This window comes from Mesorhizobium sp. M0898, from assembly GCF_040319695.1.
Classification (GTDB): domain Bacteria; phylum Pseudomonadota; class Alphaproteobacteria; order Rhizobiales; family Rhizobiaceae; genus Mesorhizobium.
On the sequence record NZ_JAMYOE010000056.1, the window covers coordinates 1 to 26,289 of the forward strand.

A 26,289-nucleotide genomic window follows, 5' to 3' on the forward strand; every position below is an offset into this window, starting at 1 on the left:
TGACGCACTTCAGCCCGAGAGGCCGATCTGAGGATCTGTCTGTCTGCCTCTGATGCCTTCTCTCTCTCTCCCATACTGCCCTACTGCCCTAGCCGAGCATCATGACTTACCAATCCCCAATCTCCCCCGGCCGCTCCTGGTACGAAGACACGGCCGGGCCAAGGCCCGAATATCCGGCGCTCGACGGCGACCGGACATGCGATGTGGTGATTGTCGGCGGCGGCTTTACCGGCCTGTCGGCGGCGGCTCATCTCGCCACGACAGGCGCGGATGTCGTGCTTATCGAAACGCATCGTTTCGGTGACGGCGCATCGGGCCGCAATGGTGGCCAGCTCGGCACCGGACAACGGGCCTGGGCAGAGGAACTGGAAGCGGAATACGGCTTTTCCCGCGCCAAGGCACTGTTCGACCTGGCCGAAGAGGCCAAGGCGCATCTGCTCGACTTTGCCGCGATGCACCAGATCGAGATCGACTATATGCCCGGCCAGATGTCGGTGGCGCACAAGAAGCGCTATGTCGACGACTACAAGGCGCATGCCGAGATCATGGCGAGCCGTTTCGGCTATCCGCACATCTCATTCATGGATGCCGCGGAGACAGCCGAGCGGCTGGGCTCGACGCATTATTTCGGCGGCACCCGCGACACCGGCACCGGCCACATCCATCCGCTGAAACTGGTCATCGGCACCGCAAAGGTGGCGGCAGAGGCCGGCGCAAAGCTTTTCGAGCAGACGCCGTCGACCGGCATCACCTCCGGCGGCGGCAAGGTCAGGGTTGCGACGCCGAAGGGCACGATCACCGCCGCTAAATGCCTGATCGGGGTCAATGCCTATGGCGGCACGCTCGAACCGGTGAGTGCCGCGCATATCATGCCGATCGGCTCGTTCATCGGCGCGACTATACCGCTGGGAGCCGATTCCAAAGTGTTGCCGGGTGGCGAGGCGGTCGACGATTCGCGCTTCGTCGTGCGCTATTTCCGCAAATCGAAGGATGGGCGGCTGCTGTTTGGCGGGCGCGAGATCTATGCGGTCAACGATCCCAAGGACATCCACATCCACATCCGCCGGCAGATTGCCGAGATTTATCCGGCACTGAACGACGTCGAGATCACCCATGGCTGGGGCGGCTATGTCGGCATCACCGTGCCGAGAAAGCCGTTCGTGCGCGAAGTGATGCCCAATGTGATTTCGATCGGCGGTTATTCCGGCCACGGCGTCATGCTGTCGAACTTTTTCGGCAAGCTTTATGCCGAGACGGTCGCCGGCAACCGCGACCGTCTGAAGCTGATCGAGGACCTGAAAATTCCACCCTTCCCCGGCGGCCGGCGTTTGCGCGCGCCACTGCTCTTCCTTGCGCTCAACTGGTACGCGTTGCGGGACAGGATCTAACCAGACGTTGCAGAATCCTTAACCAGGGCGCAGAATTCCCGCCAAGGGCGCAGTGATGCCACAATCGCGGGCGAAAGATGATGCTCGTGGGCAGCTGAACGGGGAATTTTTGCGGGCCTGCCCGCTTTTGGTTTGGGACCGATGCCGATCGAAATGCCGGCTCTCCGGCATGGGTCGTAAGAACATCGGCCCGCAAATGGAGGTGGCAAGTGTGAGAGAGCCCTTCAGTTTCGGCGCGCCGGAACGACGGCGCCTTGCGATGCAATTCGGTTACGATATGCGGCCGACGTTCTGGCACGGGGTCCGGTCGAACGCGCATCTGGTGATAGCCGCGCTTGGCACGGTCGCACTGCTCGGCGTTGCCGCGGTGGCACTGTGGCTGGCATTGCCGGCAAATGAGCGACAAGCGGCCGCAAGTCCTGAGCAGATCGTTCCGACCATCCCGGTCAAGACGACGAAGATCATGCCTGCCAAGGTTGCTGCGGCGCCGCGGACGACGGGCAAGGCAGATGCGGTTTCCCCAGCGGTGGCCGCAGCGGAAGCCGAGATACCAGCGCTGGCTCCCAACGATCCGCGCTGGACAGGGCCAAAGACGGCATCGGCCGCCGCCACGGCAGCATCCGACCAGCTGGCAAGCCAGACCGAGCAGGCGACCGATAAATCGTCTGCTTCGGTGGCATTCGCCGACCCGGCAGCAAAACCCGACGCTGCGGCATTGTTTGCCAAAGTCGCGGCTCCCGGCAGCTCAACGAAAAACAGCGGGCCCGATGGCGCGCAGACCGCCGCCATCCCCACGCCCAAGCCGCAACTGCCGACGCAGACCGCGAGCGAAGACGACAACAGCACCAAGGCAAATTCCGGAAGAGCCAATACTGCCGGTACCGGACGCATCCTGAGATCCGTCACCATGCGCACCGGCCCAAAAAAGAATGCGGCCGCCATTCTCACCGTGCCGGCCAAGACCTCGGTGCAAGTGATGAGCTGCAAGCAATGGTGCCAGATCGTCTACAACGGCAAGCGCGGCTGGATTTACAAGAGCTACGTCAAAACCGGGGCGTAGGGCCGGCAGAGCGATTGCGGGTCGCTCGCCGTCAGCCAGTCCTCCGCCGGAGGCCCCGGCCGTTCAAATACAACGTCCGCCGTCGACTTCCAGCGCCACGCCAGTGATGAAAGCCGCTTCGTCCGAAGCAAGCCAAAGCGCGGCATTGGCTATGTCGAGCGGCGTCGAAAGCCGGCCGAGCGGGATCGACGCGCGGAACTTCTCGCGGATCTCGAGTGTGTCGGCGCCCATGAATTTCGCGAGCATGCCGGTCTCGCCGGCAACTGGGCAGAGGCAGTTGACGCGGATGTTCTTCGGCGCGAGTTCCACCGCCATCGATTTGGTCGCGGTGATCGCCCAGCCCTTCGATGCATTGTACCAGGTGAGGCCAGGCCGCGGCCTGATACCGGCCGTGGAGGCCGTCGTCAGGATGACGCCACCGCCTTGCCGTTCCATGACCGGCACCACTGCAAGCGCTGCGTGGTAGATCGCCTTCATGTTGACTGATGTGATCAGGTCGAAGGTCGCTTCGTCGACTTCCAGCATGTCAGCGTTGCGATGGGTGTAACCGGCGTTGTTGACCATGATGTCGATGCGGCCGAAGGCGCTCATTGCGGCATTGACCATGTCGTCGAATTCGGACCGCAGCGAGACGTCGGTCTGGGTCCAGATCGCCTTTTCGCCGATCTCGCCGGCAACGCGCTCTGCGCCCTTGGCGTTCAGATCGGCGACGACTACCCGCGCGCCCTCCTCGGCAAAGCGCCTGGCCATGCCCTCGCCAAAGCCCGAGGCAGCGCCAGTGATGATTGCGACCTTATTTTTGAGGCGCATGCTTTTCTCACTCATCGTTGAAAGCGATCGATGACGCGTTTGGCCAGGCCATCGAAAGATGTGCGTCCATCGACGATTTCTCCTTTGGCTTTCGCTGCCATCCGGCTCTATGCTGCAACTGCGAAGGCTCCGGAAGCATCGCTTGCCGACAAGCCTCCGGCCAGCGCCGGTGTCAAGAGCACACGCGGATGTGACGCAATGGCACTGGCAAGTTTAAATCGATTAGATTATATCAGCCGCGTTATCGCGACCGGCGTCACAGCGGACAGACCATGACCAGCCAGATCATTCCCGTCGACCCTTTCGACTTCATCATTTTCGGCGGCACCGGCGACCTCTCGGAACGTAAGCTTCTGCCGTCGCTGTACCACCGGCAGCGCGACCACCAGTTTTCCGAGCCGACGCGCATCATCGGCACATCGCGTTCGAAGATGACCGACGAGGAATTCCAGTCGTTCGCCAGGCAGGCGATTGCCGATCATGTGAAACCGGAGGATATCGACGCCACGGAACTGAAGACGTTCCTCGCGCGGCTCTCCTATATCCCGGCAGACGCAACCACAGGTGCCGGCTTCGACAGGCTGAAGAAGGCGATCGGCGACAGCGAACACATCCGCGCTTTCTATCTGGCTGTGGCACCGGCGCTGTTCGGCGACATCTCGCACAAGCTGAAAGAGCACGGGCTGATCACGCCGAATTCGCGCATCGTGCTGGAAAAGCCGATCGGCCGCGATCTCGCTTCGGCGCGCGCGCTCAACGACCTGGTCGGCGACGACTTCCATGAAAGCCAGATTTTCCGCATCGACCACTATCTCGGCAAGGAGACGGTCCAGAATTTGATGGCGCTGCGCTTTGCCAACGCACTCTACGAGCCGCTTTGGAATTCCGCCAATGTCGATCATGTGCAGATCACCGTGGCCGAGACGGTCGGCCTGGAAGACCGCGTCACCTATTACGACAAGGCCGGCGCATTGCGCGACATGGTGCAGAACCACATGCTGCAGCTGCTCTGCCTGGTCGCGATGGAGGCGCCGTCGTCGATGGACGCCGATGCCGTCCGTGACGAAAAGCTCAAGGTGCTGCGGGCGCTGAAGCGCATCAACGGCAACGAAGCGCCGAAGCACACGGTGCGCGGGCAATATCGTGCCGGCGCCTCGGCCGGCGGGCCGGTGAAAGGCTATGTCGAGGAACTCGGCAAGAACAGCAACACCGAGACTTTCGTTGCGCTCAAGGCCGAGATCGGCAACTGGCGCTGGGCGGGCGTGCCGTTCTACCTCCGAACCGGCAAGCGGCTGGCGACCCGCGTTTCGGAGATCGTGATCGAATTCAAGCCGATCCCGCATTCGATCTTCGGCGAGAGCGCCGGGCCGATTTCCGCCAACCAGCTAGTCATCAGGCTGCAGCCCGACGAGGGCGTCAAGCAGTTCATCATGATCAAGGATCCGGGGCCGGGCGGCATGCGGCTGCGCCAGATTCCGCTCGACATGAGTTTTGCGCAATCCTTCGACGGCCGCGCCCCCGATGCCTATGAGCGGCTGATCATGGACGTCATCCGTGGCAACCAGACGCTGTTCATGCGCCGCGACGAGGTCGAGGCGGCGTGGAAATGGATCGACCCGATCCAGGACGCCTGGGAGAGCGGCAGGCAAGAGGCGCAAGGCTACACCGCCGGCACATGGGGTCCCTCGGCCTCGATTGCGCTGATCGAACGCGACGGGCGGACATGGCACGAGAGCAATTAGGCGGCGCCTACAACTGGCACGAATTTGCCGGACGTCAGGAGTTGGCGACAGCGCTTGCCGGCCACGTCGCCGGCCGTCTGTCAAAGGCGATCGCCGAGCGCGGCACGGCGCTGCTTGCGGTCTCGGGCGGCACGACGCCGGCGAAATTCTTCGCGGCGCTTTCGACCGTTCCGATCGCCTGGGAAAAGGTGACGATAACATTGGTCGACGAGCGCTTCGTGCCGCCCTCATCGCCGCGCTCCAATGCCGGCCTGGTTGCCGCCAACCTGCTGCAGAACGCGGCCGCCGCCGCGAATTTCGTGCCGCTCTACTACGCCGCGGCAAGTATCGAGGGTGCAGCGGTCTCCGACAGTGAGGCGCTGCAATTGCTGCCCTGGCCACTCGACGTCGTTGTGCTCGGCATGGGAACTGATGGCCACACCGCCTCGTTCTTTCCGGATGCCGACAACCTGGCACGATTGCTCGATCCGTCGTCGCAAAGGATCGTGCTTCCGGTTCATGCGGCAAGCGCCGGCGAGCCACGGCTGACGCTGTCACTGGCGCGGATCATCAATGCCGCCTTCATCGTGCTGCATATCGAGGGCGCGGAAAAACGCAGCGCATTCGAGGCCGCGCTTGGACCTGGAACACGAAAGCCCATTCGCGCCGTGCTCGATGCCACTCAAAAGCCCGTAGAGGTTTTCTGGGCACCCTGATCTCAACTTGGCTGCAGGTCCCGGCAACAGCCGGAAGGTGTTTGCGGGACCTCGCCTGAAAGGACCGACCGCCATGACCGCAAGACGCGATATCGAAGCCATCACCCAGCGCATCCGTGAGCGCTCCAAGCCCGGTCGCGAGGCCTATCTCGGCCGCATCGCCGAAGCCTCGAACCGCACCGCCAACCGGGCCGTGCTGTCCTGCGGCAACCTGGCCCACGGCTTTGCCGTCTGCAGCCCTTCCGAAAAGGTGGCACTTGGCGGCGACCGGGTGCCGAACCTCGGTATCATCACCTCCTATAACGACATGCTGTCGGCACATCAGCCTTTCGAGACCTTTCCGAGGCTGATCAAGGATGCGGCGCGCGAGGCCGGCGGCATCGCCCAGGTGGCCGGCGGCGTGCCGGCGATGTGCGACGGCGTCACCCAGGGCCAGCCCGGAATGGAGCTGTCGCTGTTCTCGCGCGACGTGATCGCCATGGCCGCGGCAATCGGCCTGTCGCACAACATGTTCGATGCCGCCGTCTATCTCGGCGTCTGCGACAAGATCGTGCCGGGGCTGGTGATCGCGGCGCTGACCTTCGGCCATCTGCCGGCGGTCTTCATCCCGGCCGGGCCGATGACGACCGGCATTCCGAACGACGAAAAAGCCAAGATCCGCCAGCTCTATGCCGAGGGCAAGGCGGGACGGGCCGAACTGCTCGAAGCGGAATCAAAATCCTATCACGGGCCGGGAACCTGCACTTTCTACGGTACCGCCAATTCCAACCAGATGCTGATGGAGATCATGGGCCTGCACACGCCTGGCGCTTCCTTCGTCAATCCTGGCACGCCGTTGCGCGACGCGCTGACCAGGGAAGCGACGAAGCGGGCGCTGGCGATCACCGCGCTCGGCAACGCCTACACGCCGGTCGGGCGGATGATCGACGAGCGCTCGATCGTCAACGGTATCGTCGGCCTGCACGCCACCGGCGGTTCGACCAACCACACCATCCACCTGATCGCCATGGCAGCGGCGGGCGGCATCGCCATTACCTGGCAGGATATTTCCGACATCTCGGAAGCCGTGCCGCTGCTGGCGCGAGTCTATCCGAACGGCCTTGCCGATGTGAACCACTTCCACGCCGCCGGCGGGCTCGGCTTCCTGATCCGCGAACTGCTCGACGCAGGCATCCTGCACGAGGATGTGCAGACGGTGTGGGGCGAAGGGCTGCGCCCCTACGCGGTCGAGGCCAGGCTCGGCGCCGACGGCGGCGTCGTGCGCGAGGCTTCGCCGCGCGAGAGCGGGGACGAGAAGGTGCTGGCACCGTTCAAGAAGGCGTTCCAGCCGAGCGGCGGTCTGAAAGTGCTTTCGGGCAATCTCGGCCACGCCGTCATCAAGACATCGGCGGTCAAGCCGGAGCGGCGCGTCATCGAGGCGCCGGCCAAAGTGTTCGACAGCCAGCAAGGCCTGAACGAGGCGTTCACGGCGGGGTCGCTGACCGGCGACTTCATCGCCGTCATTCGGTTCCAGGGTCCAAAGGCCAACGGCATGCCGGAATTGCACAGGCTGACCACCGTGCTCGGCATCCTGCAGGACCGCGGCCAGCATGTGGCGCTGGTCACCGACGGCCGCATGTCGGGCGCTTCAGGCAAGGTGCCGGCGGCGATCCACGTGACGCCGGAAGCGGCGGAGGACGGGCCTATCGCCAGGATCCATGACGGCGATATCATCAGGCTCGACGCCGAGGCCGGGACGCTGGAGGTACTGGTGCCAGCCGGCGATTTCGCACTGCGCCGGCCCGCGGACAGCGACCTCATAGGCAATGAATTCGGCTTCGGCCGCGAGCTTTTCGCCGGGTTCCGGCAATTGGTGGGACGCGCCGACCATGGCGCCAGCGCCTTCGGTACGGCGTGATTTTTTTGGCAATAAGTAAGAGCGGCTAATGGCTGCTCTCCAATGGATTTATTGAACCGTCAGTTCGGCCCGCGCGCCGGCCCTGACCGTTACCGTGCCTTCCTTCGAGCTGTTGTCCGATTTCTCCGAAACCACCGCGTAGTCACCGGCCGACAAGGTGGCTTCATACTTCTGATCATAGGCGTAGCCAACCGACTTGCGGGTTCCGTCGATGGCCTTCCTGGCCTCGAATATCTCGATCTTCGAGGCTCCTGGCGCGGTTATCGTCAGCATGCCGGCGTTCATCGCGATCTTCAGATCCTGATGGTCGCCAACCTTGACGCTGAACGGCTGCTCGGCCACCGCAAGGTCGACCGTCGCGACCATTACATAATTGTCGGGCGGCAGATCGAACTTGCTGTCCGGACCGTAGGCATAAGTCACCTCCTGCCTGGTTCCGTCGACGTTCTTTTTCGCCTGGAGCACTTTGAAGCCGATGCCCGAACCCTCGGCCTTGTCGCCGCCGGCAGCATAATAGGCGTTGGCGACGATACGCCCGACGCCGACGATGATGTCCTTGTCGATGACCCTGCCGGCGGCAAGCGGGATCGTCTCGATAACCATGCCCTGGCCGATCGTGACCGTCACCTTCTGGTCACCGGCCGGCAGCACGACTTTCGTATCACCGTAATAGGTCGCCGGGGTGTCGACGCCGGGATAGCCGATTACGACAGCCGCGCCGTCATCAACGTCCGCTCCTTCGCTTGGCCGCGGGTGGATGACCAGCGTGCCGGCATTCAGGTTGAAGTGCGGCTTGGCGACCTGGCCAGGCTCTATCTTGATCTTCTGTTCGGCCCTGGCCTCGCCGGCACGCGCGACGACGATATAGTCGCCCGGCTCCAGATTGCCCTTGTAGGTGCCATATTCGGTGGTGACGGGATCGCCGCGCGTGCCGTCGGAATTCGCCTTGTAGATCTCCCAGGCATTGCCGTCGGTGACGGGATCGCCACCCTCGGCAAGCACGACGGTGGGAACGAAATTGGACTCCGCCGGCTGAGCGGGCGCCGGCTGGGGAGCAGGCTGCGGGGCGGGAGTGGGTTCAGGGGCGGGTGGCGGAGGCGCGACGGTCTCGACGAGGGCGTCCTGCAATGCCTTTTCATCCGACGCTTCGATGTATTTGCCGCCGGTATTGTCGGCGAGGCAACCGACCTGCTTGCCCTCGGCCGCCGTCAGGCCGAAGCCTACGACATTGACGGTGAAGTCGACGCCAGCAGCCTCCAGTTCCTTGCCGAGCGCGCAGGGATCGCCGCTACATGTCTCGATGCCATCGGTGATGAGAACGACCGTCGCCTTGTCCTCGGTGTATTTCAATGCTTCCGCCGCTTGCTTGACCGCAGCGGTCAGCGGCGTCTTGCCCTGAAATTTCAAGCTGTCGGCCGCGGCTGAGATCGCACTTGCCGAGCCTGCCTGCGGTGGCACGATGAGTTCGATGTCGTCGCAACTGGCCTTCTCGCGATGGCCATAGGCCATGAAGCCTATTTCCTCCTCGGCCGGGACCGATTGCAGCACGTTCCGCAGCGATTGACGGGCGATTTCGAGCTTGGGCTTGCCGTCGATCTGCGCCCACATCGAGCCGGAGGCATCGAGAATGACGATGACGCGATCGGCGGCGAAGCCGAACCCCGTCGTCCACAGCAACAGGGCCGCCGCAGCGACGCTCTGCACAAATCCCGTCATCAAAAATCCCCCCGTCAGTCGCCGCCGCTCGGCGCCGGAAAGCTATTTGACGCTGCGTCGCGACACAAGCCCGGGTGGAGTACGAAGCTGCGCCACCTCTGTGCAACCCTCAATAGGTCGTGCGGCGTTCCTCGGAAGGCGGCCGGCCGAATTGGAGCCGATAGCTCTGGGCAAAATAGGAATGCGAGGTGAAGCCGGTGGCGATCGCCACGTCGAGGATCGGCATGTTGGTCTGGCGCAGCAGTTCGCGCGCCCGCTCGAGCCTGAGCCGCATATAATAGCGCCCGGGCGTCACACTGAGATGGCGCAGGAACAGGCGCTCGACCTGGCGCACCGACAGGCCCGCCGACTTGGCAAGCTGCACCGCCGACAGCGGCTCGTCGAGATGGTCGGCCATCAGCTCGACGATGCGGCGCAGCTTCTCCGACTTGCCGGTCAGGTCGCGTTCCGGGCCGACGCGCTGGCGGTCGCCGGCCGAGCGGATGCGCTCATGCTGGAACTGGTTGGCAACGCCATTGGCGAGACTCGAGCCGAAATCACCGCGCACGATCTCCAGCATCAGGTCGATCGAGGTGGTGCCGCCGGCGCAGGTGTAGCGCTTGCGGTCGATCTCGAAGACGTTGCCGGTGCAGTTGATCTCCGGAAAACGTTCGAGGAAACCGGCACGGTTTTCCCAATGGATGGTGCAGCGATAGCCATCGAGCTGGCCTGCTTCGGCAAGCAGGTAAGAGCCAACCGAAAGCGCGCCGAGCGCATTGCCGCGCCGGCCCCAGCTGCGCAGCGCCGCCAGCACCTTGCTCTTGCCGGGAAATTCCGTCGTCAGCCCGACCGAGACGAACAGGATATCGACCGCCGGCAGATCGGCAACGGCGTAGTCGATCTTGAGCGGCAGGCCATTGGACGCCATGACGGCGTCGCCGTCGGCCGACACCGTAGTCCAGCCATAGAAATCGCGGCCGAGCAGCCGGTTCGCCGACCGGAACGTGTCGATTGCCGCGGCCAGCGAGAACATGGAGAACTTGTCGACCAACAGAAACCCGAACTGCCGCCCGCCCTGAACGGGATCATTGGTGACCGGCCGTTCTAAGGGAACAGTGAGGTTCGGCAAGGACGCTGCTTTCTGGTCAGAAGGAAGGCCGTTTCAATCCGGCTGCGAGATAGGCGGAAGCTAGCGTGTTGGCCATCAGCATGGCAATGGTCATCGGTCCGACGCCGCCAGGCACCGGCGTGATGGCGCCGGCCGCTTTCGCTGCTTCGGCAAAGGCGACGTCGCCGACGAGGCGCGTCTTGCCTTCGCCCTTTTCAGGTGCGGCGACGCGGTTGATGCCGACATCGATGACGGTGGCGCCAGGCTTGACCCAGTCGCCGCGGACCATTTCAGACCGGCCGACGGCGGCGACCAGAATATCGGCGGTGCGGGCAAGCGCCGGCAGGTCCCTGGTCCGGCTGTGTGCGATAGTGACGGTGCAGTTGGCGGCAAGCAGAAGATTGGCCATCGGTTTGCCGACGATGTTCGAACGCCCGACGACGACCGCATTGAGACCGGACAGGTCCTTGCCGCGCACCCGTTCGATCAGCAGCATCGAGCCGGCCGGCGTGCAAGGCACGAAGGCGGTCTCGAGCTCGCCGGTGCCGAGCTTGCCGACATTGATGAAGTGGAAGCCGTCGACATCCTTCTCAGGCGCGATGGTCTGGATGATCTTGCCGGAATCGATATGGCCGGGAAGCGGAAGCTGCACGAGGATGCCGTTGATGGCCGGATCGGCGTTGAGCTGGCCGATGATCTTCAACAGGTCCGGCTCGGAGGTTTCGGCCGGCAGCGTGTGCTGAACCGAATGGAAGCCGCATTCCTTGGCGGTGCGGGATTTGGAGGCGACATAGACCTGGCTCGCCGGATCCTCGCCGACGATGACCACGGCGAGACCGGGCTGCCGTCCGCCCTTTTCCGCCAGTTCGGCGGTCAGGGCCTTGACCCGCCGCACCACGTCTTCGGCGACGCTTTTTCCGTCAATCAACTCAGCCATGAACCACCCTCGACGCCTATCGCGTAAGCCTGCCGCGTTAAAACATCCATGCGGCGCGCTCCAGATATCTTTTATGCAGGCCGTTGCCCAGAACCATGTGCTGCGGGCGGACATGCAGCGCGGCATTTTCACGAAAATCGAGCCGGGCAATCCCGTCAATGCGCCGTCCCATGCCGTTAACTCGAAACCGGCATGTTTTATTCGACGCTCAGAAATAGCGGCGATGCGTGCGGTTTTCGGTGAGCTCGCGAACCGCCTCGCGGAATTCGCGCAGGCTGGCGCGGATTTCCTCGATCTGGCTTTGCTGATCGGCGGCTTCCGAGGCCTGATTTGCCTTCCTCGACCGGGCCTGAGTATAGGTCGGATGCGGCGGCGCGGGTTGCTGCGGATAAGGTGCCTGTCCGGCATAGAGCGGCTGTGGAGGGAAGGCGGGCGGCATGGCTGCGCCGGAATTTGTGGCGGCAGAAGTCTCGCCGGACGCCACCTCCTCCGGCGCGCTACCGGGCATGAGCCTGCGCAGCGCCGACAACACGGCACCGATCGGCCCTGGGCGCGCGACCTCGACCGGCGAAGCGGGAGGCGGCGCTGCCCGGTATGCTGCGTGATCGGCGGAACCGGCATCGGGGCCGCCAAGGGGGCCAGCGGGGTCGAAAAACCCATCGGCCGCTGCAGCCTCTTCCATCAGTATGGTGCCGGCCTTTGGCTCATCAGGATCGGGCTGGCTTATGCCGGCGGCTGCCAACAGGATCGGACTGGCACACGCTTCGCGGCGCGAGCGGGCAAGACGATGGCGTGTGGCGGCATCCTCGCGCCATGACGGGCCTGCGCGGTCCTCTAGCGAAACCAGCGATGCTTCGTCCTCGCCGCGCACCGCCTCGACGAGCGACAGCAAGGACTGCTGGTTCCTCCAGTGTTCACGATTTTTCCTATAAGCCATGGTTTCTGGAGCCTTCCCCTCGGGCTGGGGCGTAGCGACCGCCACTGCTTAAGCGATGCTAAACAGGCATAGGAAATAAAAGGTTAATTTGGTCGCCGCGCGACTGCGCGACTACATGCGCATCCCAACCGCAAGGTCGGGGTTTCCGCCCGATCACGGTCCCAACAGGGCTTCCCCGTCCTGCCGCGAACGTCTATGGGGAAGCCATCTCTATGGGAGGCTTTCGATGACGATCAGGCTTGTTCTCGCCGGTTGCGGCAATATGGGCTACGCCATGCTCTCGGGCTGGCTGAAAGCCGGCAAGCTCGCTCCGGCTGCGGTGTTCGTGGTCGAGCCCAATGCCGAGTTGCGCAAGCGTGCCGAAGCACTGGGCTGCGCTGCCGGCGCGGATGCTGGCGCCATACCGGCGGACGCCGTGCCGGCCCTCGTCGTCCTTGCGGTCAAGCCACAGGTGATCCGCGACGTCACGGCTGGCTACATCCGCTTCAACGATGGCCGGACCACCTTCCTCAGCATCGCCGCCGGAACGCCGGTGGCCACGTTTGAAGGTATTCTCGGCGACCGCGCGCCGATCGTGCGCTGCATGCCCAACACGCCGGCGGCGATCGGCAAGGGCATGATGGTGGTGTTTTCCAACAGGCTGGTTTCCGACGAGACTAAACGTTTCGTCGCCGACCTGCTCTCGGCGAGCGGGCAAGTGGCCGATATTGACGACGAGGGCCTGATGGACGCGGTGACGGCGGTTTCCGGGTCGGGGCCGGCCTATATCTTCCATTTCATCGAAGCGCTGACCGTGGCCGCCGAGAAAGCCGGCCTGCCGACCGGGACTGCCAAGCTCTTGGCCATGCAGACGGTCTACGGCGCCGCCTCGCTGGCCGCCGAAAGCGGCGAGGAGCCGGGCGTGCTCAGACAGCAGGTGACCAGCCCCAACGGCACCACGGCTGCGGCCCTTGCAGTACTGATGGGCGAGGACCGGCTGACGCGCCTGCTCACCGAGGCGGTGGAAGCGGCGCGGCTGCGGTCTATCGAGCTGGGGAGGTAGGGCTTCTGGGGGAGCCGGTCGGCGGTGACGATCGATCGTTCCTTTCGGCATTAGCTACCGGTAGAAAGCCGTTACGCGGCGTTCCTTCGCGCCCTCCACTGTCCTGCCGACATCAAAATCGCGATAGCCTAGAATGTCGACAGATATCAGCGATGTCCCCACAAGTCGTCGATCTCGTCCTTGTTCAGGGGCCGCCCGTCTTTGCCGGCTTTGGCTTTGAGATCATCGACAATGGCCGCGAGCCGCTCTGCCAGAGAAAGGCGTCCATTTTCCCGCTTCAACTCGGATTCACGGACCTCAGCCATCACCAAGATTCCCATACAGCATCTCGTCCTGCAGCCGGCGCAAGGCGAACAGCCCGGTCGTCGGGTCGGGCGCGGCATTGTCGGCGGTGAGCAATTCGCCTTTCCTCACCGGTTTCAGCACCTTGCCGCCTTCGAGCAGACCGACCGGCACGGCGCGATGGGCGCGGGCCTGTTCGACGGTCGTGGTCCAGGAGCGGTAGCAGGTCTCGCCGATCGCATCGAAAACCTCGCCTGCCGCCAGATCCCGCTTGGCCACCGCGCAGACCTCGGCCACCGGCCGCGGCAGCGGCACCATGTCGGGCTTGCCGTAAAGCGCGATGCGAGCGGCCGTCAGCGGCACTTCCAGCGAGGTCAGATGGTAGGGCCTGAAGAAGCTGTAATAGGGACCGTGGCCGATATGCAGATCGTCCATGCGCTCGATGATGCGCGGATGCGTCGCCTCGACGATGACGAAGACACCGGGCGCCACGCCCTTGCCGACGGTGTAGTCGACGACGCCCTTCTTCGACAGAATGCCGCCCTGCTCGCGCGGGATCAGCACCTTGACCAGCTCGTCGCGATCGGCCTTGGGGCCGTGCATGCCGGGAACGTCGGGCACCAGCCCGGTGGCGTTGGCAATGGCGCACATCTCGACCATGGTTTTCGAGCCGTCGACGAACTCGACCAGCATGCGCGGATTCATGTTGCGGCGCAGCGCCTCCTCGCGGTAGTCGTCGGGAACGGCGTCGTGGTTGAGAGGGTTGTTTTTGCCCTTGCCGGCGGAGACGATGGTGTAGCCGAGCGCCGAGGCGAACTCGATAAGCTCCATGCAGCTCGACGGCTCGTCGCCTGCGCCGACCGAATAGACGACGCCGAGCCGGTCGGCCTGCTGCTTTAGATAGCAGCCGATGGTAACGTCGGCCTCGACATTCATCATCACCAGGTGCTTGCCGTGCTGCATCGCCATCAGGTCAAAATCGGCGGCGACGCCGGGCTTGCCGGTGGCATCGATGACGACATCGATAAGCGGATTGGTGACCAGCATTTCGTTCGAGGTGACGGCGATCTTGCCGCTTTCGATGGCCTGGCTGACCTTCGAAGCGCTGTCCGCTTCGGCTGCCATCGCCTGATCGCCATAAGCAATGCGGATGGCGTCACGCGCCGTATGCGGGCGGCGCGTCGAGATCGCGCAAACCGAAATGCCCGGCATCAGCATGCCTTGCGTCACCAGGTCGGTGCCCATCTCGCCGGAACCGATAACGCCGATGCGCACCGGGCGGCCTTCCGCGGCGCGCTTGGCAAGATCGCGGGCAAGCCCGGTCAAGGCGACATTGGTCATACTGGAACGTCCACTGCTTTTTGATTTGAAGCGGGAATAGCAGGGAACGGCAACCCATTGCCAATCGAAACCGGCCGCGGCGGTCTTTTCTTGCGCATGACCCCGGGAACCAGAATTGTTCCTATGAAGACATGCACCCGGCCGAAGGACTAACGAGGGTCCTGTGGCGCCAAAGGCCCGCATTGAAGCGGCGCAACGGGCCGTTAAGCCCGGATGGATCGCAGCCAAGAAATGTACGGAAATTCTTAGTCATTCTTTTATGCAATCCTGCTTTAATAGGGAAATGGACTGGCGTGCCCGCATTTTTAGGTGTTTTTTCCGCGCTATGCGACCGATCGGCGAGAGCGGCAACGTTGCTACTATTTTTGCTCTGTCTTTGCCGATTGTCGTCGGCGGTGCGGGCCTCGGTATCGAGACTTCCTATTGGTATTACAGCAGCCTGAAGCTACAAGCGGTGGCGGATGCGGCGGCCTATGCTGGCGCTTTGGAAAAGGTTTCGGGATCCGACACGCCAAAGATTGTCTCCGCAGCGACAGCGTCAGCGACCACGAACGGCTGGGGACCGTCAGCAGGTACAATAGAGGTCTTCTCGCCTCCGTCAGCCGGTCCAAATGTCGGAAAAAAGGCGGTTGAGGTAGTCGTTCATCAGAACCTCGATCGGTTCTTTACGTCGATATTCACGCAAAACGCAGTTGGCGCACAAGCAAGGGCGGTGGCTCTTATTACGGATGCTTCAAAAGCCTGCATTTTGACGGTCGATCCTTCCGCTTCGAAAGCGGCGCTCTTTTCCGGCAGTTCGACCACAAAACTGACAGGCTGCTCCGTCATGTCGAATTCGATAGCTCCGGACGCCATCAAACTTCAGGGATCGGCAAGCCTTGATGTCGATTGCCTGATATCGGCAGGCGGTGTTTCGTTGAGCAACGTCGTGAAGACCGTTTGCGCCAGCCTGATAACTCAGGCGCTGCCCGCTGCTGATCCTTTTGCCGACCTGCCGGCGCCGCCGGCCACGAACCCTTGTCAAAACGGCAATCAGTCAACCTTGCAACCTGGAACATACTGCAAGGGGCTCAGCTTGAGCGGCAATGTAACCCTCTCGCCCGGGATATACGTCATTGAGGGAGGCGATTTCAAAGCGAGCTCGAATGCAAATATTTCCGGCGAGGGTGTCGTCATTTATCTGGCCGATACCTCCGGCGTTAGCATGAACGGCACGGCGACCGTCAAGCTCAGCGCACCGACGTCGGGCACCTATTCAGGTGTGCTGTTCTATGGCGACAGAGCCAACCTGGCGGGATCCAACACGTTTAATGGCACGGCGGATTCGCTATTGACCGGCGCTCTGTATTTTCCAACACAGGGCGTCAATTATCTCGGCAATTTCTCGGGCAAGGGTGGTTGCACGCAGGTCGTCGCAAGGACCGTGCAATGGTCCGGCAACGCAAACATCATTCAGGATTGCACGAGCCTTGGAATGCGAGACATTCCGGCCACGCAAACCGTTCAGCTTGTCGAGTAGTTTTCGTGGATCGGCTACAAGTCCGGATGTTCCGGAGTGATTCGGGTGTTGCCGCGGTAGAGTTTGCGCTGGTTCTGCCCGCCCTTTGCCTGGTACTTCTTGGCATCATCGACGGCTGGTCTTTTGTCTCGAGCGCATTGTCGATGCGTGCAGGCGTCAAAACCGCGGCGAACCTCGTGATGCAAGGAGCAGTCGAGGATACGACCATCCAAGCTGTCGCTCTTTCGAGCTGGGAAAACCATCCTGATGGCGCGCAGGTGGCAGTGAGCCGGAAATACATGTGCGGGAACATCGTGGCCGATCCATCGGTCCTGTGCGACACTTTGAAAGCCCCCTCGGTCTTCCTCGTAATACAGGCGACAGCCACCTGGTCACCGCCCTTCAGTTTTGGCGCGTTTTCCCTCTCGCGCGAACTCAGTCATCAACAGGTGATTCGTGTCCGCTAAGTCGAGAGCTTTCACGGGGGATGCATCAGGCGGAGCTGCATTAGAGTTCGCGCTGATCGCGCCTTTTCTGATAATGCTTTTGATCGGCATCTTTGCATTCGGCTGGGCTCTGAATGCTATGTCGAGTGTTCGGTACACGCTGGAAACGTCGTCACGTGCGCTGCAAATGAAGAACTCGCTGACGCAGGCCCAGATCCAAGCCATTGCCACGGAAAAATTACTGGATTTGGGATTGAAAGACGTCGATGTAACAATAGCAATCGACGCCCCCAGCGGCGGCTTTCGCATGGCACATCTGACGGCCCAATATGCGTTCGTGATCGAGTTCCCGTATTTCAACCGATATCCGATAAATTATCAGACAACTGTCACAGTTCCCCTGATTGCATCGTGAGCACGTCCCCCGGCCAGTCGAGCGGCACCTTTCGCAGGATGTTCGCTGCACGCCGCCTTTATAGGCGATCGCCTTGTACAGCGCGCCGTTGCCGGCTTTGTTCCGGCCGAGCCCCCACCCCTCGCCCAGCGCCGCGCCGCCGCTACTTGTTTGTTGACAGGCATGCGAGGCCTACATGTGGAATTTGGCAGCAGAGGGCTGGAGGCTCCTCAAGCAGAGCGTCATCGGCTTCATCGACGACAATGCGCTGAGCCATGGGGCGGCGATAGCGTTTTATGCCACGACCTCGCTTGCGCCGATCCTGCTCATCGTTGTGGCTATTGCCGGCATAGCCTTCGGGCACGAGGCGGCGCAACTCGCCCTTTCGGCACAGATCGCTGGCCTGATGGGGCCGCAAAGTGCCGAGCTGCTGCGAGCTACGATCGAAAACGCCTCGCAGAAGGAAGCCGGAACCCTCGCCAGCATTCTGGGGCTGGTCACGCTGTTCGTCGCCGCATCCGGCGTGTTCGGCGAGATGCAGCTGGGGTTGAACGAAATTTGGAAAGTCAAACCGAGCGGGGCAACGATTTCACGAATGGTTCGGGCACGCATTGCAAGCCTGGGCCTCGTCGCGGCGCTCGGCTTTCTGCTCCTGGTGTCGCTGGTCGTAAGCGCCGCAATTTCGGCGCTCGGAGACGTCATCAACGCCTACCTGCCGTTCGGCACCATCATCCTGAGCGCCATCAACGGGATCGTCTCGTTTGCCCTGATCACGCTGCTGTTTGCCGCAATCTACAAGGTGCTGCCGGACCGCAGCCTGCAATGGCGCGATGTCGGCATCGGCGCCGCGGTCACCGGGTTTCTGTTCACCATCGGCAAGTCGCTGATTGGCTGGTATATCGGAACCAGCGCCATCTCATCATCATACGGCGCGGCCGGCGCCCTGCTCGTCGTGCTGTTATGGGTCTATTATTCAGCGGAGATATTTCTGCTGGGCGCCGAATTCACGCGAGCCTTTTCGGTTCGACACGGCAGCCGGTCCGATTTGAAGAACAAGGTGGAATCGCATGACAAATGAGTTCACGCCGAAATTCGACCTCGCCGGCAAGGTGGTGCTGGTCACCGGGGCCTCGCGCGGCAGCGGCCGCGCCAGGACAACCGCACTGGGTCAAACCTAGTGTCCGGCTTCCTCATTCATTGCCGGCAAGCCAACGGACCATATTCGCCATCAGTCTTCCGTAGAACGGCCACGCGAGGAAATCCTGCGAGAGCCAATGCGGGCCGATATCGGTTGCCCAGGCAATCGTGCGGCCGCGGCCATGGCTATCGACGGCAAGGAGCGGCCAGTCGGTGCCGCGATGGTGGCAGGTCGCCAGAAGCCGGGACGAACCGTCGCGCCTGAATTCCAGCTTGTTCATGCCGAGAATCGGCGGCAAAGGCCCCTCCACCCCGGAAAAAATCGGATGTGACGACTGCAGGATGGAGGCCTGCAGGCCTTGCGGCACCTCCATGCCGTCGCAGTAGGGTAGGCAACGGACCGGCAGAACGTCCTCGACCGGGGTGTCGTGGAAACGCGCCGTCCCGAACATGCCCTGAAAGCCCATGTAACCGCCGGCCAGCATCAGCCCGCCGCCACCTTCGACATAGGCCTTGAGCACATCGAGGCGGTTGACGCCGACACGCCCGGTGCGGGCATCCGGCGTCACCAGCAATGTCAGGGCGCCGACATCGGAGATCACCACCGCCTGATATTGGGCGAGCCCATCGAGGTCATAGGGAAACTCCGCGCTGCAACGCTCGCCGCCGATCTGCGTGACCGCGATGCCTTCAGTGGTCAGCGCGGCATTGAAGGCCGTCGCGCCATTTGTCGAGGTCGCACTTGTAAGCACGTCGCTGCCGATGGCAACCGAGGTCGTCGCTGCAAAGGTTTCGCCTGCAAGCAATATCTTCATTGCGGCCCCGCACTGTTTCATTCGAGAGGTTTTTAGGAAGGGCGCCGGATGGACCGGCGCCCCCTAGAACTCAAGCCCTACAGGATCAGAATTTGAATTCGGCCAGATTTTCGGGAGTTACGATCTTGGCCGGACCAAGGATCAGTTCGCCGCCGGCGCCAATCGTGTATTCGCCGAGCCTGCCTGCCGTGAACTTCTCACCCTCCTTGCCGGTGATCTTGCATTGCGCAAACGCCTGGGCCGTCTGATAGGTAAGATAGCCAAGATCGGTGACGTTCCACCAGATATCCTGAGCCGCTTCGTCCTTGATGTATTTCGAGATCAGAGTGGCCGGCGCGAGGCCGGTCAGCTTGACCTTGCCGATCATGCCCGCTTCCTCGAGTGCACGCGCGGCCGCCGGAAGGCCGATGCCTGCCGGGACGATGATCACCTTGAGATCGGGAAACGCCTGCACCAGCGCCAATGCCTGCTGCTGGTTGATCTGTTCGCTTTCTTCGCCATAGGCCACCTGCACCAGCTTCATTTTGGAGAACTTCGGCTCGGCCGCCATTTTCGCCTTCATGAAGTCGATCCAGGCATTCTGGTTGGTCGCCGTCGGCGTCGACGACAGGATCGCGAATTCGCCTTCACCGCCGCTGAGGGCGAATGCACTTTGGAGCATCATCTCGGCGAGGCTGTCGCCCTTCACCTGATTGACGAACACCGCACGCGCATCGGCGGCCACATCGGAGTCATACGAAATCACCCTGACGCCCTGCTGAACGGCGCGCTTCAGCGCAGGCGCGACGGCGTTGGCGTCGTTGCCGGCAATTGCGATGACTCCGACCTTCTGCGAGACAAGGCTGTTGATGAATTCGATCTGCGCCTCGGCGGTCGCCTGCGATGGGGCGACCTGGGTAGCGGTGCCGCCAATTTCCTTGGCTGCCTCTTGTGCGCCTCCAAAGGCCACTTTGAAGTAGGGATCCGTGTCGAGCTTGGGCAGGAAACCGACCGTTACGGGTTCCTTGGCGCACTCCTGGCTGAAGGCCAGCGAGCTTTGCGCAAGCAGAACCGCGGATGCGAGCAGGGCTAATCTAAACGCTTTCATTGTGACTCCTCCGTCAAAATTCGGGCTTGAAGGAAGGGGCCCGAGATCACCCCTTTGTCTCGCGCATTGCGCGGGATCTGCTGAGCATCTCCTGTGTGGAGCGCCAGTAATTGCCGACCAGCAGCGAGCCGATCAAAAGCAGGCCGATGATCATGCCCTGCGCGTCGCCACCGATCTGGTTCAGCGCCAGCACGTTGCGGATGATGGCGATCAGGACCAGTGCCAGCATGACGCCGGTCAGGCGGCCCTTGCCGCCAAAGACGCTGATGCCGCCGAGCAGCACGATGGTGATGACGTCGAGCTCCATGCCGAGCGCATTGTTGGCGCGGGCGTTGGAAAGGCGCGCGGTGTAGACGATGCCGGCTATCGCCGCGACGACGCCCGAGACGACGAACAGGTTCAGCACCATCCGGCGCGTGTTTATGCCGGAATAGCGCGCCACTTCGGGGCTGCCGCCGAGCGCGTAGATGCGCTTGCCGGTCGGCGTCTTCTGCAGCACGACCGCAAACACCGGCGCCAGCACCAGGAAGGGCACGATGGTCCACGGTATCTCGGTGCCAGGCAGGTTGTTGATGCCGAAATCGACGACCGCGGGCGGCAGGATGTTGACCGAGCCGGTGCCGAGCAGGATGTAGCCAATGCCTCGATAGAGCGCCATGGTGCCGAGCGTCACAACCAACGACTGCAGTCCAAGGCCCGAGACCAGATAGCCGTTGAAGGCGCCGAGCAGGCCGCCGATGACGAGCGTCAGCGGGATTGCGGCAAGTGTCGGCACACCGGCCTGGACCAGCAAGCCAAAGACGACGGACGTCAGCGCCAGCACCGAGGCGATCGACAGGTCGATCTCGCGGGTGATGATGAGCAGCGCCATCGGCAGGATCAGCAATGCCTTTTCCGAGGCGCTGGCGGCCAGTTGCGAGAGATTGAAGCCGGAAACGAAATTCGGCACGAAGATCGCGGCATAGAGGAAGATGGCCACGCAAGAGGTCGCCAGCAGCAGATCCCAGAAGTCGATCGAACGGAGGAACTTTTTCACCGCGCCCTCGCCTGTCTTGCCTGCTCGGCCCGCCGCACGATGAAGGTGTCGATGCCGATGGCGACCAGGATCACGAGGCCGTAGACGCCCTGCAGCCACAGCGGGTCGACGCGCACCAGCGTCAGCCCGTTCTTGATGACGAGCAGCGTGAGCGCGCCGAGGATGATACCGAGCAGCGTGCCCGAACCACCGCGGATGGCGACGCCGCCGACCACCGCCGACGCGATCACGGTGAGTTCGAAGCCGAGCGCGACGCGTGCATCGATGGTCGCATAGCGCGATGCCCACAGCGCGCCGCACAGGCCGCCGAGCAGGCCGGCCATGCCAAAGGCCAGCAGAATGCGGCGGTCGACGGGGATGCCGATAAGACGCGCGCCGTCGGGATTGGAGCCGGCGGCGAACAGTTCGCGCCCGATCGCTGTGCGATAGAGCAGCACGTAGCCCAGGCACAGGATAACGATCGCGATGACGACGATCAGCGGCACGCCGGCGATCTTCAGGCCGGTCATGTCGAGCCAGGCTTGCGTGACTTCGTCGGCGCTGATCTGGTCACCGGCTGCCCAGATCGAGTTGAAGCCGCGGAAGATCGACATCGAGGCCAGCGTGACGACGATCGCCGGGATCTTTCCCCTGGTGACGACGAGGCCGTTGATCAGGCCGGCGACGCCACCGACGGCGCATGCGGTTATCAGGCCAATGCCGATGTCGAGCCCTGGATAGGCCTGGACCATGCTGGCCGCCATGTAAGCCGACAGGCCGATCACCGCAGCGATCGAAAGGTCGATGTTGCGGGTGATCAGCACCAGCATCTGCGCGAGTGCTGCAACGACGAGCAGGGCGGCATCCATCGACACGGCGGTCAGGTTTGCAGCGCTCACCATGCGCGGGTTGATGATGGTGACCGGGACGGCGACCGCCAGCATCGCGGCGAGCAGACCGAACTCCCGCCGCTTCAGTATGTCGAGCGGTCCTTTTCTCTTCTCCTCGCCGGCGGCCTGTGCCGCCGCATCGGCGCTTTCGCCGGCCTTGGTCGCTGCTTCCAGCACCTTTTCCTGAGTGGCTTCGCCCCTGGCAAATTCGGCCGTCCGATGGCCTTCGCGCAGGACGATGATGCGGTCGCACATGCCGATGAGCTCGGGCATTTCGGAGGAGATCAGGATGATTGCCATGCCCTGGGCGGCAAGATCGGCGATCATCGCATGCACTTCCGCCTTGGTGCCGACGTCGATGCCTTGCGTCGGCTCGTCGAGGATGAGGACGCGCGGTTCGGTGCGCAGCCATTTGGCCAACACCACCTTCTGCTGGTTGCCGCCGGACAGTTCCTTTACCGGCTGCGCGTAGCCGGAAAAGCGAAGCTTCATGCGCTTCAGCCAGTCCGAAACCAGATTGATCGCGCGGTTCGTGCCGTAGAAGCCGGAGCGGGCTGCCTTGTCGAGGACGGGCAGCACGGCGTTGTCGAGGATGGAAAAATCCATCACCAGACTCTGGCCCATGCGGTCTTCCGAGACATAGGCGATGCGCGCATCCATGGCGTCGCGTGCCGAGGCGAAGCGCACTGCCTCGCCGTCGATCAGGATTTCGCCGGCATCGGGCTGCTCGATTCCGAACAGCACGCGCGCGATCTCGGTCCGCCCGCTGCCGACCAGGCCGCCGAGCCCGAGCACCTCGCCGGCATGGAGCTTGAGGTCGATGTTGGAAAAGCCACCGGCGTGCGAAAGCCCCCTCGCCTCCAGCACCAGTGCGCCGGTGGCGTGGCTTCGTTGCGGATAGAGGTCGGTGACCTCGCGGCCGACCATCATGCCGATAGCAGCGGCGCGGCCAAGCTCGGCCTTCGGCTTGACGCCAATGAGGCGCCCGTCGCGCAGCACCGCGATGCGGTCGGCGATGCGGAAGATCTCGTCCATGCGGTGGCCGACGAACATCATCGCCACGCCGTGCAGCCGCAGGTCGGCGACGACAGTGAACAGCCGCTCGACCTCGCGCTGCGACAGGGCGGCCGTCGGCTCGTCCATGATCAGCACCCGCGCGTCGAGCGACAGGGCGCGGGCGATCTCGACCAGTTGCTGTTCGGAGGTGCGCAACGTTCCGAGCCGGGTTTCGGCCGGCACATCGAGGCCGACTGTCGCCAGCACCCTGCGCGCGCCGGCAAGCATGGCGGCGTTGTCGATGCCGCCGAAGCGGTCGCGCGGCATATGGCCGAGATAGATGTTCTCCGCCACCGAAAGATCAGGGAAAAGACCGGGGTGCTGGTGCATGACCGAGATGCCGGCAGCCTGGGCGTCGTGCGGCGAATGGAAGACCACAGGCTTGCCATCGACTTCGACATGGCCGCCGGTCGGGAGATACACGCCGGCCAGCAGCTTCACGCAGGTGCTCTTGCCGGCGCCGTTTTCGCCAAGCAGAGCCAGCACCTCGCCTGAGCGCAATTCGAAGGACGCGTCCTTGAGGGCGATCGTGCCGCCGAAGGCTTTTGTCGCCTGAACCAGGGCAACGGGGACAGCCGCGTCGCTCTTCACCATGGCGTCGGCTTCGCCTAATGCGCCCAAGTGCAGCACCTTTCCTCCCTGGTTCTGTTTTTTCAATTTGCTATATTAAATGGCCGAATGCCGCAACTGGAAAATTGACTTCCATGGCCGCGAAGGGCACTGTCGCGTCGCGCACGGGTGCGATTGGAGTGCTCGACCCCGCGGCAGCCTCAAAGCTGCAAGCGGATGGAGTGGCTCTGCGGAAATGAATGGGGAGGCGCCGGTTTTGTCCGGAAAAGGCAGCAATTCGGTCAAGGTTCGGCATTATAACGAGCGCTTCGTGCTTGATGCCATTCGCCGCCTGAAGGAGGCATCCAAGTCCGATCTGGCGCGCGCCGCAAATCTGACGCCGGCCGCGGTCGCCACCATTGTCGACGGGCTGGAATCTTCCGGATTCGTAAAGCAAGTGGGAAAAAGGTTCGGGCAACGCGGATCGCCGTCCACTCTCTACCGACTTGCACCTGAGCGTATCTACAGCGTCGGCATCAAGATCGGCCGGCGCGCGCTGGAAGCCGTGCTCGTCGACTTTGCCGGCGAGGTCCGCTCGCGCGAGTCGCACGAATATCGCTTCCCGGATCCCGACATGGTGCTCAAGGCCGGCAACATGTCGCTGGCCAATTTCGACAAGCTGGTCGAGGGGCTTGGCGATGCCAGCATCGTCGGCGTCGGTATCGCCTCGCCATATTTCCTCGGCGGCTGGAGCGAGGAACTCGGCTTTCCCGACGATCTCGGCAGCCGCTGGGAAGCAATCGATCTGACGACATTTTTCGCCACAAAGCCGAAGACCCCGGTCTTCGTGGAAAACGACGCGTCATCGGCCGCACTCGCCGAGCTCATCCAGGGAACCGGCGCGCGGTTCCGCGACTTCATGCATATCTCGATCGACACCTTTGTCGGCGGCGGACTGGTGCAAGGCGGCAAGGTCCACACCGGGCCGCACGGCAACAGCGCCGCGCTCGGTCCTTTGCCGGTCTCGCCTTCAAGCCTCGATTCGGTGGCGGCCAAGCCGGCGCGCTACCAGAGCCTGCTGCATCGCGCTTCGATCTATGTGCTGGTCAATCATCTCAAATCGCGCGGCATCGAGATCAACCGTGTGCGCGAACTCGATCCCTTGCCGCCGGGGGCGCGCGAGCCGCTGTCCGAATGGATCGACGATTGTGCCAATGCGCTGGTCGAGGCGATCATCGCCATCACCTCCGTCATCGACATCGAGGCGATCGTCCTCGACAGCATCCTGCCGCGGCCGATTCATCTCGAGCTGCTGGCAAAGGTGCAGACCCAGTTCAACAGGATCAGCGCCATCGGCATCGTGGCGCCGGAAATCGTCTCGGGACAATTCGGCCCCGAGGCTTCGCCGATCGGCGCGGCGATGCTGCCGTTCTCGGCACTGTTGGCGCCCGACAGCGGCGTGCTGATGATCGGCAGGGACAGAACAATGCTGCTGGGCAGCCTGTCGAGGCTTGCCAGCCAAGGCCAACCAGCAAGAAGCTCAGCGCCTTCAACGGCATAAGATAGTGCCGCGAAAGAGCATCAAGCTCCGGGCATCATCAACATCAGCTCACAGTCAGGCACGGGCACGGCGGGCTTTTTGCGCCGGCACCGGAACTTTTAGCGGCTGCTAATCTTCATTCGTCACCGACATTGCAATGCCGATCGGTCCGCGCTCCACTTCAGTGCGGGCCCAGGAAGCAAGGAGGAACATATGAACTGGGATCAAATCAAGGGAAAATGGACGCAGTTCAAAGGCAAGGCGAAAGAGCAGTGGGGTGACCTCACCGACGATGATCTTGATCGGATCGAGGGCAACCGGGACCAGCTCTTGGGGCGTATCCAGGAGCGATATGGCATCGCCAAGGAAGAGGCAGAGCGCCAGGTTGATAACTGGTCCAGAAGCATCAGCTGAGCCTTTGGATGCAATGCCGTTTGCTGCCCACCACCGGGGTGAAACTCTGCGTCGCCCGTGCCGACTGGTGCGGTGGGCTCTTTCGACAGCGAGGCCCGCGAGGATGCTTTAGCCATATCTGATGTTCTACTTGCGTGGCGGGCTTCGCCTCGGCGTGCCCAGCCCGTAGGCGAAGGAGCGTAATCATGAACAACATTATCTGGCTGGTCGGCGCGATCGTGATCGTAATCGCCATTTTGAGCTTTTTGGGTCTGCGATAGGCCTTAGCCTCTCCTCGACCTCTTCGATTCGGCAACGGCTCCCTCTCGGCGTGGCCTCACTGCCCGTTGCACTCAAGCAGGTCAGACTTAGGTCCCAAGCAAGATACTCCAGGATTGGACCGAAGCCCCGGCTGAGGAACGTAGCCGGCTGGCTCACGTTGTGGTGAGCTTTGGCGCGACGAAGATGCGTCCGGGCGGAAGAGTTCAAGCCAGGGAGGAGAGGCCCGACGCTCCGAACGGGCGTCGGGCCTGGG

The 26,289-nt window shown here is 62.8% G+C and carries 24 protein-coding genes; 12 read left to right on the forward strand and 12 right to left on the reverse strand.

The features are described from left to right. The first annotated feature begins 101 nt into the window (after nt 1-101). Together NKH90_RS30805 and NKH90_RS30810 are read left to right on the forward strand one after the other, a co-directional pair. Complete coding sequence (locus tag NKH90_RS30805) at nt 102-1,388, forward strand: NAD(P)/FAD-dependent oxidoreductase (RefSeq protein WP_352822928.1); 1,287 nt, start codon at nt 102-104, stop codon at nt 1,386-1,388. Between the two features lie 259 nt (nt 1,389-1,647). Further along, entirely contained in the window at nt 1,648-2,448 is an 801-nt protein-coding gene (locus NKH90_RS30810) for an SH3 domain-containing protein (protein WP_352472716.1), read from the forward strand. A gap of 63 nt (nt 2,449-2,511) precedes the next feature. On the opposite strand, the gene NKH90_RS30815 is transcribed toward NKH90_RS30810, so the two are convergent. Further along, nucleotides 2,512-3,258: an SDR family oxidoreductase gene (locus tag NKH90_RS30815; RefSeq protein ID WP_352822931.1), complete on the reverse strand. Its 747-nt coding sequence runs from the start codon at nt 3,256-3,258 to the stop codon at nt 2,512-2,514. A gap of 272 nt (nt 3,259-3,530) precedes the next feature. On the opposite strand from NKH90_RS30815, the gene zwf reads away from it, so the two are divergent. The 3 genes from zwf (at nt 3,531) to edd (ending at nt 7,592) form a co-directional block, all read left to right on the forward strand. After that, nucleotides 3,531-5,000, forward strand: coding sequence for a glucose-6-phosphate dehydrogenase (gene zwf / locus NKH90_RS30820; RefSeq protein ID WP_352472717.1), 1,470 nt, complete (start codon nt 3,531-3,533; stop codon nt 4,998-5,000). Beyond that, the gene (gene pgl / locus NKH90_RS30825) at nt 4,982-5,695 is read left to right on the forward strand and encodes a 6-phosphogluconolactonase (protein WP_352822934.1); all 714 of its coding nucleotides are present in this window, start codon (nt 4,982-4,984) and stop codon (nt 5,693-5,695) included. Before zwf ends, pgl begins: the two co-directional genes overlap by 19 nt. 73 nt (nt 5,696-5,768) lie before the next feature. Beyond that, nucleotides 5,769-7,592, forward strand: a complete 1,824-nt coding sequence (gene edd / locus NKH90_RS30830) for a phosphogluconate dehydratase (protein ID WP_352822937.1) — start codon at nt 5,769-5,771, stop codon at nt 7,590-7,592. 48 nt (nt 7,593-7,640) lie between these two features. Here the strand turns inward: edd and NKH90_RS30835 are convergent, their stop codons facing one another. The 5 genes from NKH90_RS30835 to NKH90_RS30855 form a co-directional block, all read right to left on the reverse strand. Next, complete coding sequence (locus tag NKH90_RS30835) at nt 7,641-9,308, reverse strand: vWA domain-containing protein (RefSeq protein WP_352822940.1); 1,668 nt, start codon at nt 9,306-9,308, stop codon at nt 7,641-7,643. 109 nt (nt 9,309-9,417) lie between these two features. Further along, nucleotides 9,418-10,416, reverse strand: coding sequence for a GlxA family transcriptional regulator (locus NKH90_RS30840; protein ID WP_352822942.1), 999 nt, complete (start codon nt 10,414-10,416; stop codon nt 9,418-9,420). A 16-nt stretch (nt 10,417-10,432) separates the two neighbouring features. Beyond that, nucleotides 10,433-11,332, reverse strand: a complete 900-nt coding sequence (folD, locus tag NKH90_RS30845) for a bifunctional methylenetetrahydrofolate dehydrogenase/methenyltetrahydrofolate cyclohydrolase FolD (protein ID WP_023677432.1) — start codon at nt 11,330-11,332, stop codon at nt 10,433-10,435. 37 nt (nt 11,333-11,369) lie between these two features. Continuing rightward, nucleotides 11,370-11,504: a hypothetical protein gene (locus NKH90_RS30850; RefSeq protein WP_352472722.1), complete on the reverse strand. Its 135-nt coding sequence runs from the start codon at nt 11,502-11,504 to the stop codon at nt 11,370-11,372. 36 nt (nt 11,505-11,540) lie between these two features. Continuing rightward, nucleotides 11,541-12,269: a hypothetical protein gene (locus NKH90_RS30855; RefSeq protein WP_352773924.1), complete on the reverse strand. Its 729-nt coding sequence runs from the start codon at nt 12,267-12,269 to the stop codon at nt 11,541-11,543. 226 nt (nt 12,270-12,495) lie between these two features. Here NKH90_RS30855 and proC point away from each other — a divergent pair, with 226 nt between their 5' ends. Beyond that, on the forward strand, nt 12,496-13,311 hold the full coding sequence (gene proC, locus NKH90_RS30860) for a pyrroline-5-carboxylate reductase (protein ID WP_352822945.1): 816 nt from the start codon (nt 12,496-12,498) through the stop codon (nt 13,309-13,311). A 146-nt stretch (nt 13,312-13,457) separates the two neighbouring features. Here the strand turns inward: proC and NKH90_RS30865 are convergent, their stop codons facing one another. Together NKH90_RS30865 and NKH90_RS30870 are read right to left on the reverse strand one after the other, a co-directional pair. Next, nucleotides 13,458-13,616, reverse strand: coding sequence for a hypothetical protein (locus NKH90_RS30865; protein ID WP_352686524.1), 159 nt, complete (start codon nt 13,614-13,616; stop codon nt 13,458-13,460). Next, the gene (locus NKH90_RS30870) at nt 13,609-14,934 is read right to left on the reverse strand and encodes an NAD(P)H-dependent oxidoreductase (protein WP_352822947.1); all 1,326 of its coding nucleotides are present in this window, start codon (nt 14,932-14,934) and stop codon (nt 13,609-13,611) included. Before NKH90_RS30870 ends, NKH90_RS30865 begins: the two co-directional genes overlap by 8 nt. A 163-nt stretch (nt 14,935-15,097) precedes the next feature. Between NKH90_RS30870 and NKH90_RS30875 the strand changes: the two genes are divergently transcribed. The 4 genes from NKH90_RS30875 to NKH90_RS30890 all read left to right on the forward strand — a co-directional run bounded on the left by NKH90_RS30875 (nt 15,098) and on the right by NKH90_RS30890 (nt 18,350). Next, complete coding sequence (locus NKH90_RS30875; RefSeq protein WP_352822950.1) at nt 15,098-16,453, forward strand: pilus assembly protein TadG-related protein; 1,356 nt, start codon at nt 15,098-15,100, stop codon at nt 16,451-16,453. A gap of 5 nt (nt 16,454-16,458) precedes the next feature. Beyond that, nucleotides 16,459-16,899: a TadE/TadG family type IV pilus assembly protein gene (locus tag NKH90_RS30880; RefSeq protein ID WP_352783599.1), complete on the forward strand. Its 441-nt coding sequence runs from the start codon at nt 16,459-16,461 to the stop codon at nt 16,897-16,899. Continuing rightward, complete coding sequence (locus NKH90_RS30885; RefSeq protein ID WP_023677423.1) at nt 16,889-17,293, forward strand: TadE/TadG family type IV pilus assembly protein; 405 nt, start codon at nt 16,889-16,891, stop codon at nt 17,291-17,293. The genes NKH90_RS30880 and NKH90_RS30885 overlap by 11 nt, the downstream gene beginning before the upstream one ends. A gap of 175 nt (nt 17,294-17,468) precedes the next feature. After that, nucleotides 17,469-18,350, forward strand: coding sequence for a YihY/virulence factor BrkB family protein (locus NKH90_RS30890; protein ID WP_352822953.1), 882 nt, complete (start codon nt 17,469-17,471; stop codon nt 18,348-18,350). 112 nt (nt 18,351-18,462) lie between these two features. On the opposite strand, the gene NKH90_RS30895 is transcribed toward NKH90_RS30890, so the two are convergent. The 4 genes from NKH90_RS30895 to NKH90_RS30910 all read right to left on the reverse strand — a co-directional run bounded on the left by NKH90_RS30895 (nt 18,463) and on the right by NKH90_RS30910 (nt 23,902). Next, nucleotides 18,463-19,224, reverse strand: coding sequence for a glutamine amidotransferase (locus NKH90_RS30895; protein WP_352541745.1), 762 nt, complete (start codon nt 19,222-19,224; stop codon nt 18,463-18,465). Between the two features lie 85 nt (nt 19,225-19,309). Continuing rightward, complete coding sequence (locus tag NKH90_RS30900; protein ID WP_352822957.1) at nt 19,310-20,311, reverse strand: rhamnose ABC transporter substrate-binding protein; 1,002 nt, start codon at nt 20,309-20,311, stop codon at nt 19,310-19,312. Between the two features lie 46 nt (nt 20,312-20,357). Beyond that, complete coding sequence (locus tag NKH90_RS30905; RefSeq protein WP_352822960.1) at nt 20,358-21,347, reverse strand: ABC transporter permease; 990 nt, start codon at nt 21,345-21,347, stop codon at nt 20,358-20,360. After that, nucleotides 21,344-23,902 carry an ATP-binding cassette domain-containing protein gene (locus NKH90_RS30910; RefSeq protein ID WP_352822962.1) on the reverse strand — a complete coding sequence of 853 codons (2,559 nt, stop codon included), beginning with the start codon at nt 23,900-23,902 and terminating at the stop codon, nt 21,344-21,346. Before NKH90_RS30910 ends, NKH90_RS30905 begins: the two co-directional genes overlap by 4 nt. 196 nt (nt 23,903-24,098) lie before the next feature. On the opposite strand from NKH90_RS30910, the gene NKH90_RS30915 reads away from it, so the two are divergent. Further along, on the forward strand, nt 24,099-25,382 hold the full coding sequence (locus NKH90_RS30915) for an ROK family transcriptional regulator (protein ID WP_352822965.1): 1,284 nt from the start codon (nt 24,099-24,101) through the stop codon (nt 25,380-25,382). 192 nt (nt 25,383-25,574) lie between these two features. After that, a complete protein-coding gene (locus NKH90_RS30920) occupies nt 25,575-25,775 on the forward strand; it encodes a CsbD family protein (RefSeq protein WP_023719429.1) in 201 nt (66 codons plus the stop codon). Nucleotides 25,776-26,289 lie beyond the last annotated feature (514 nt).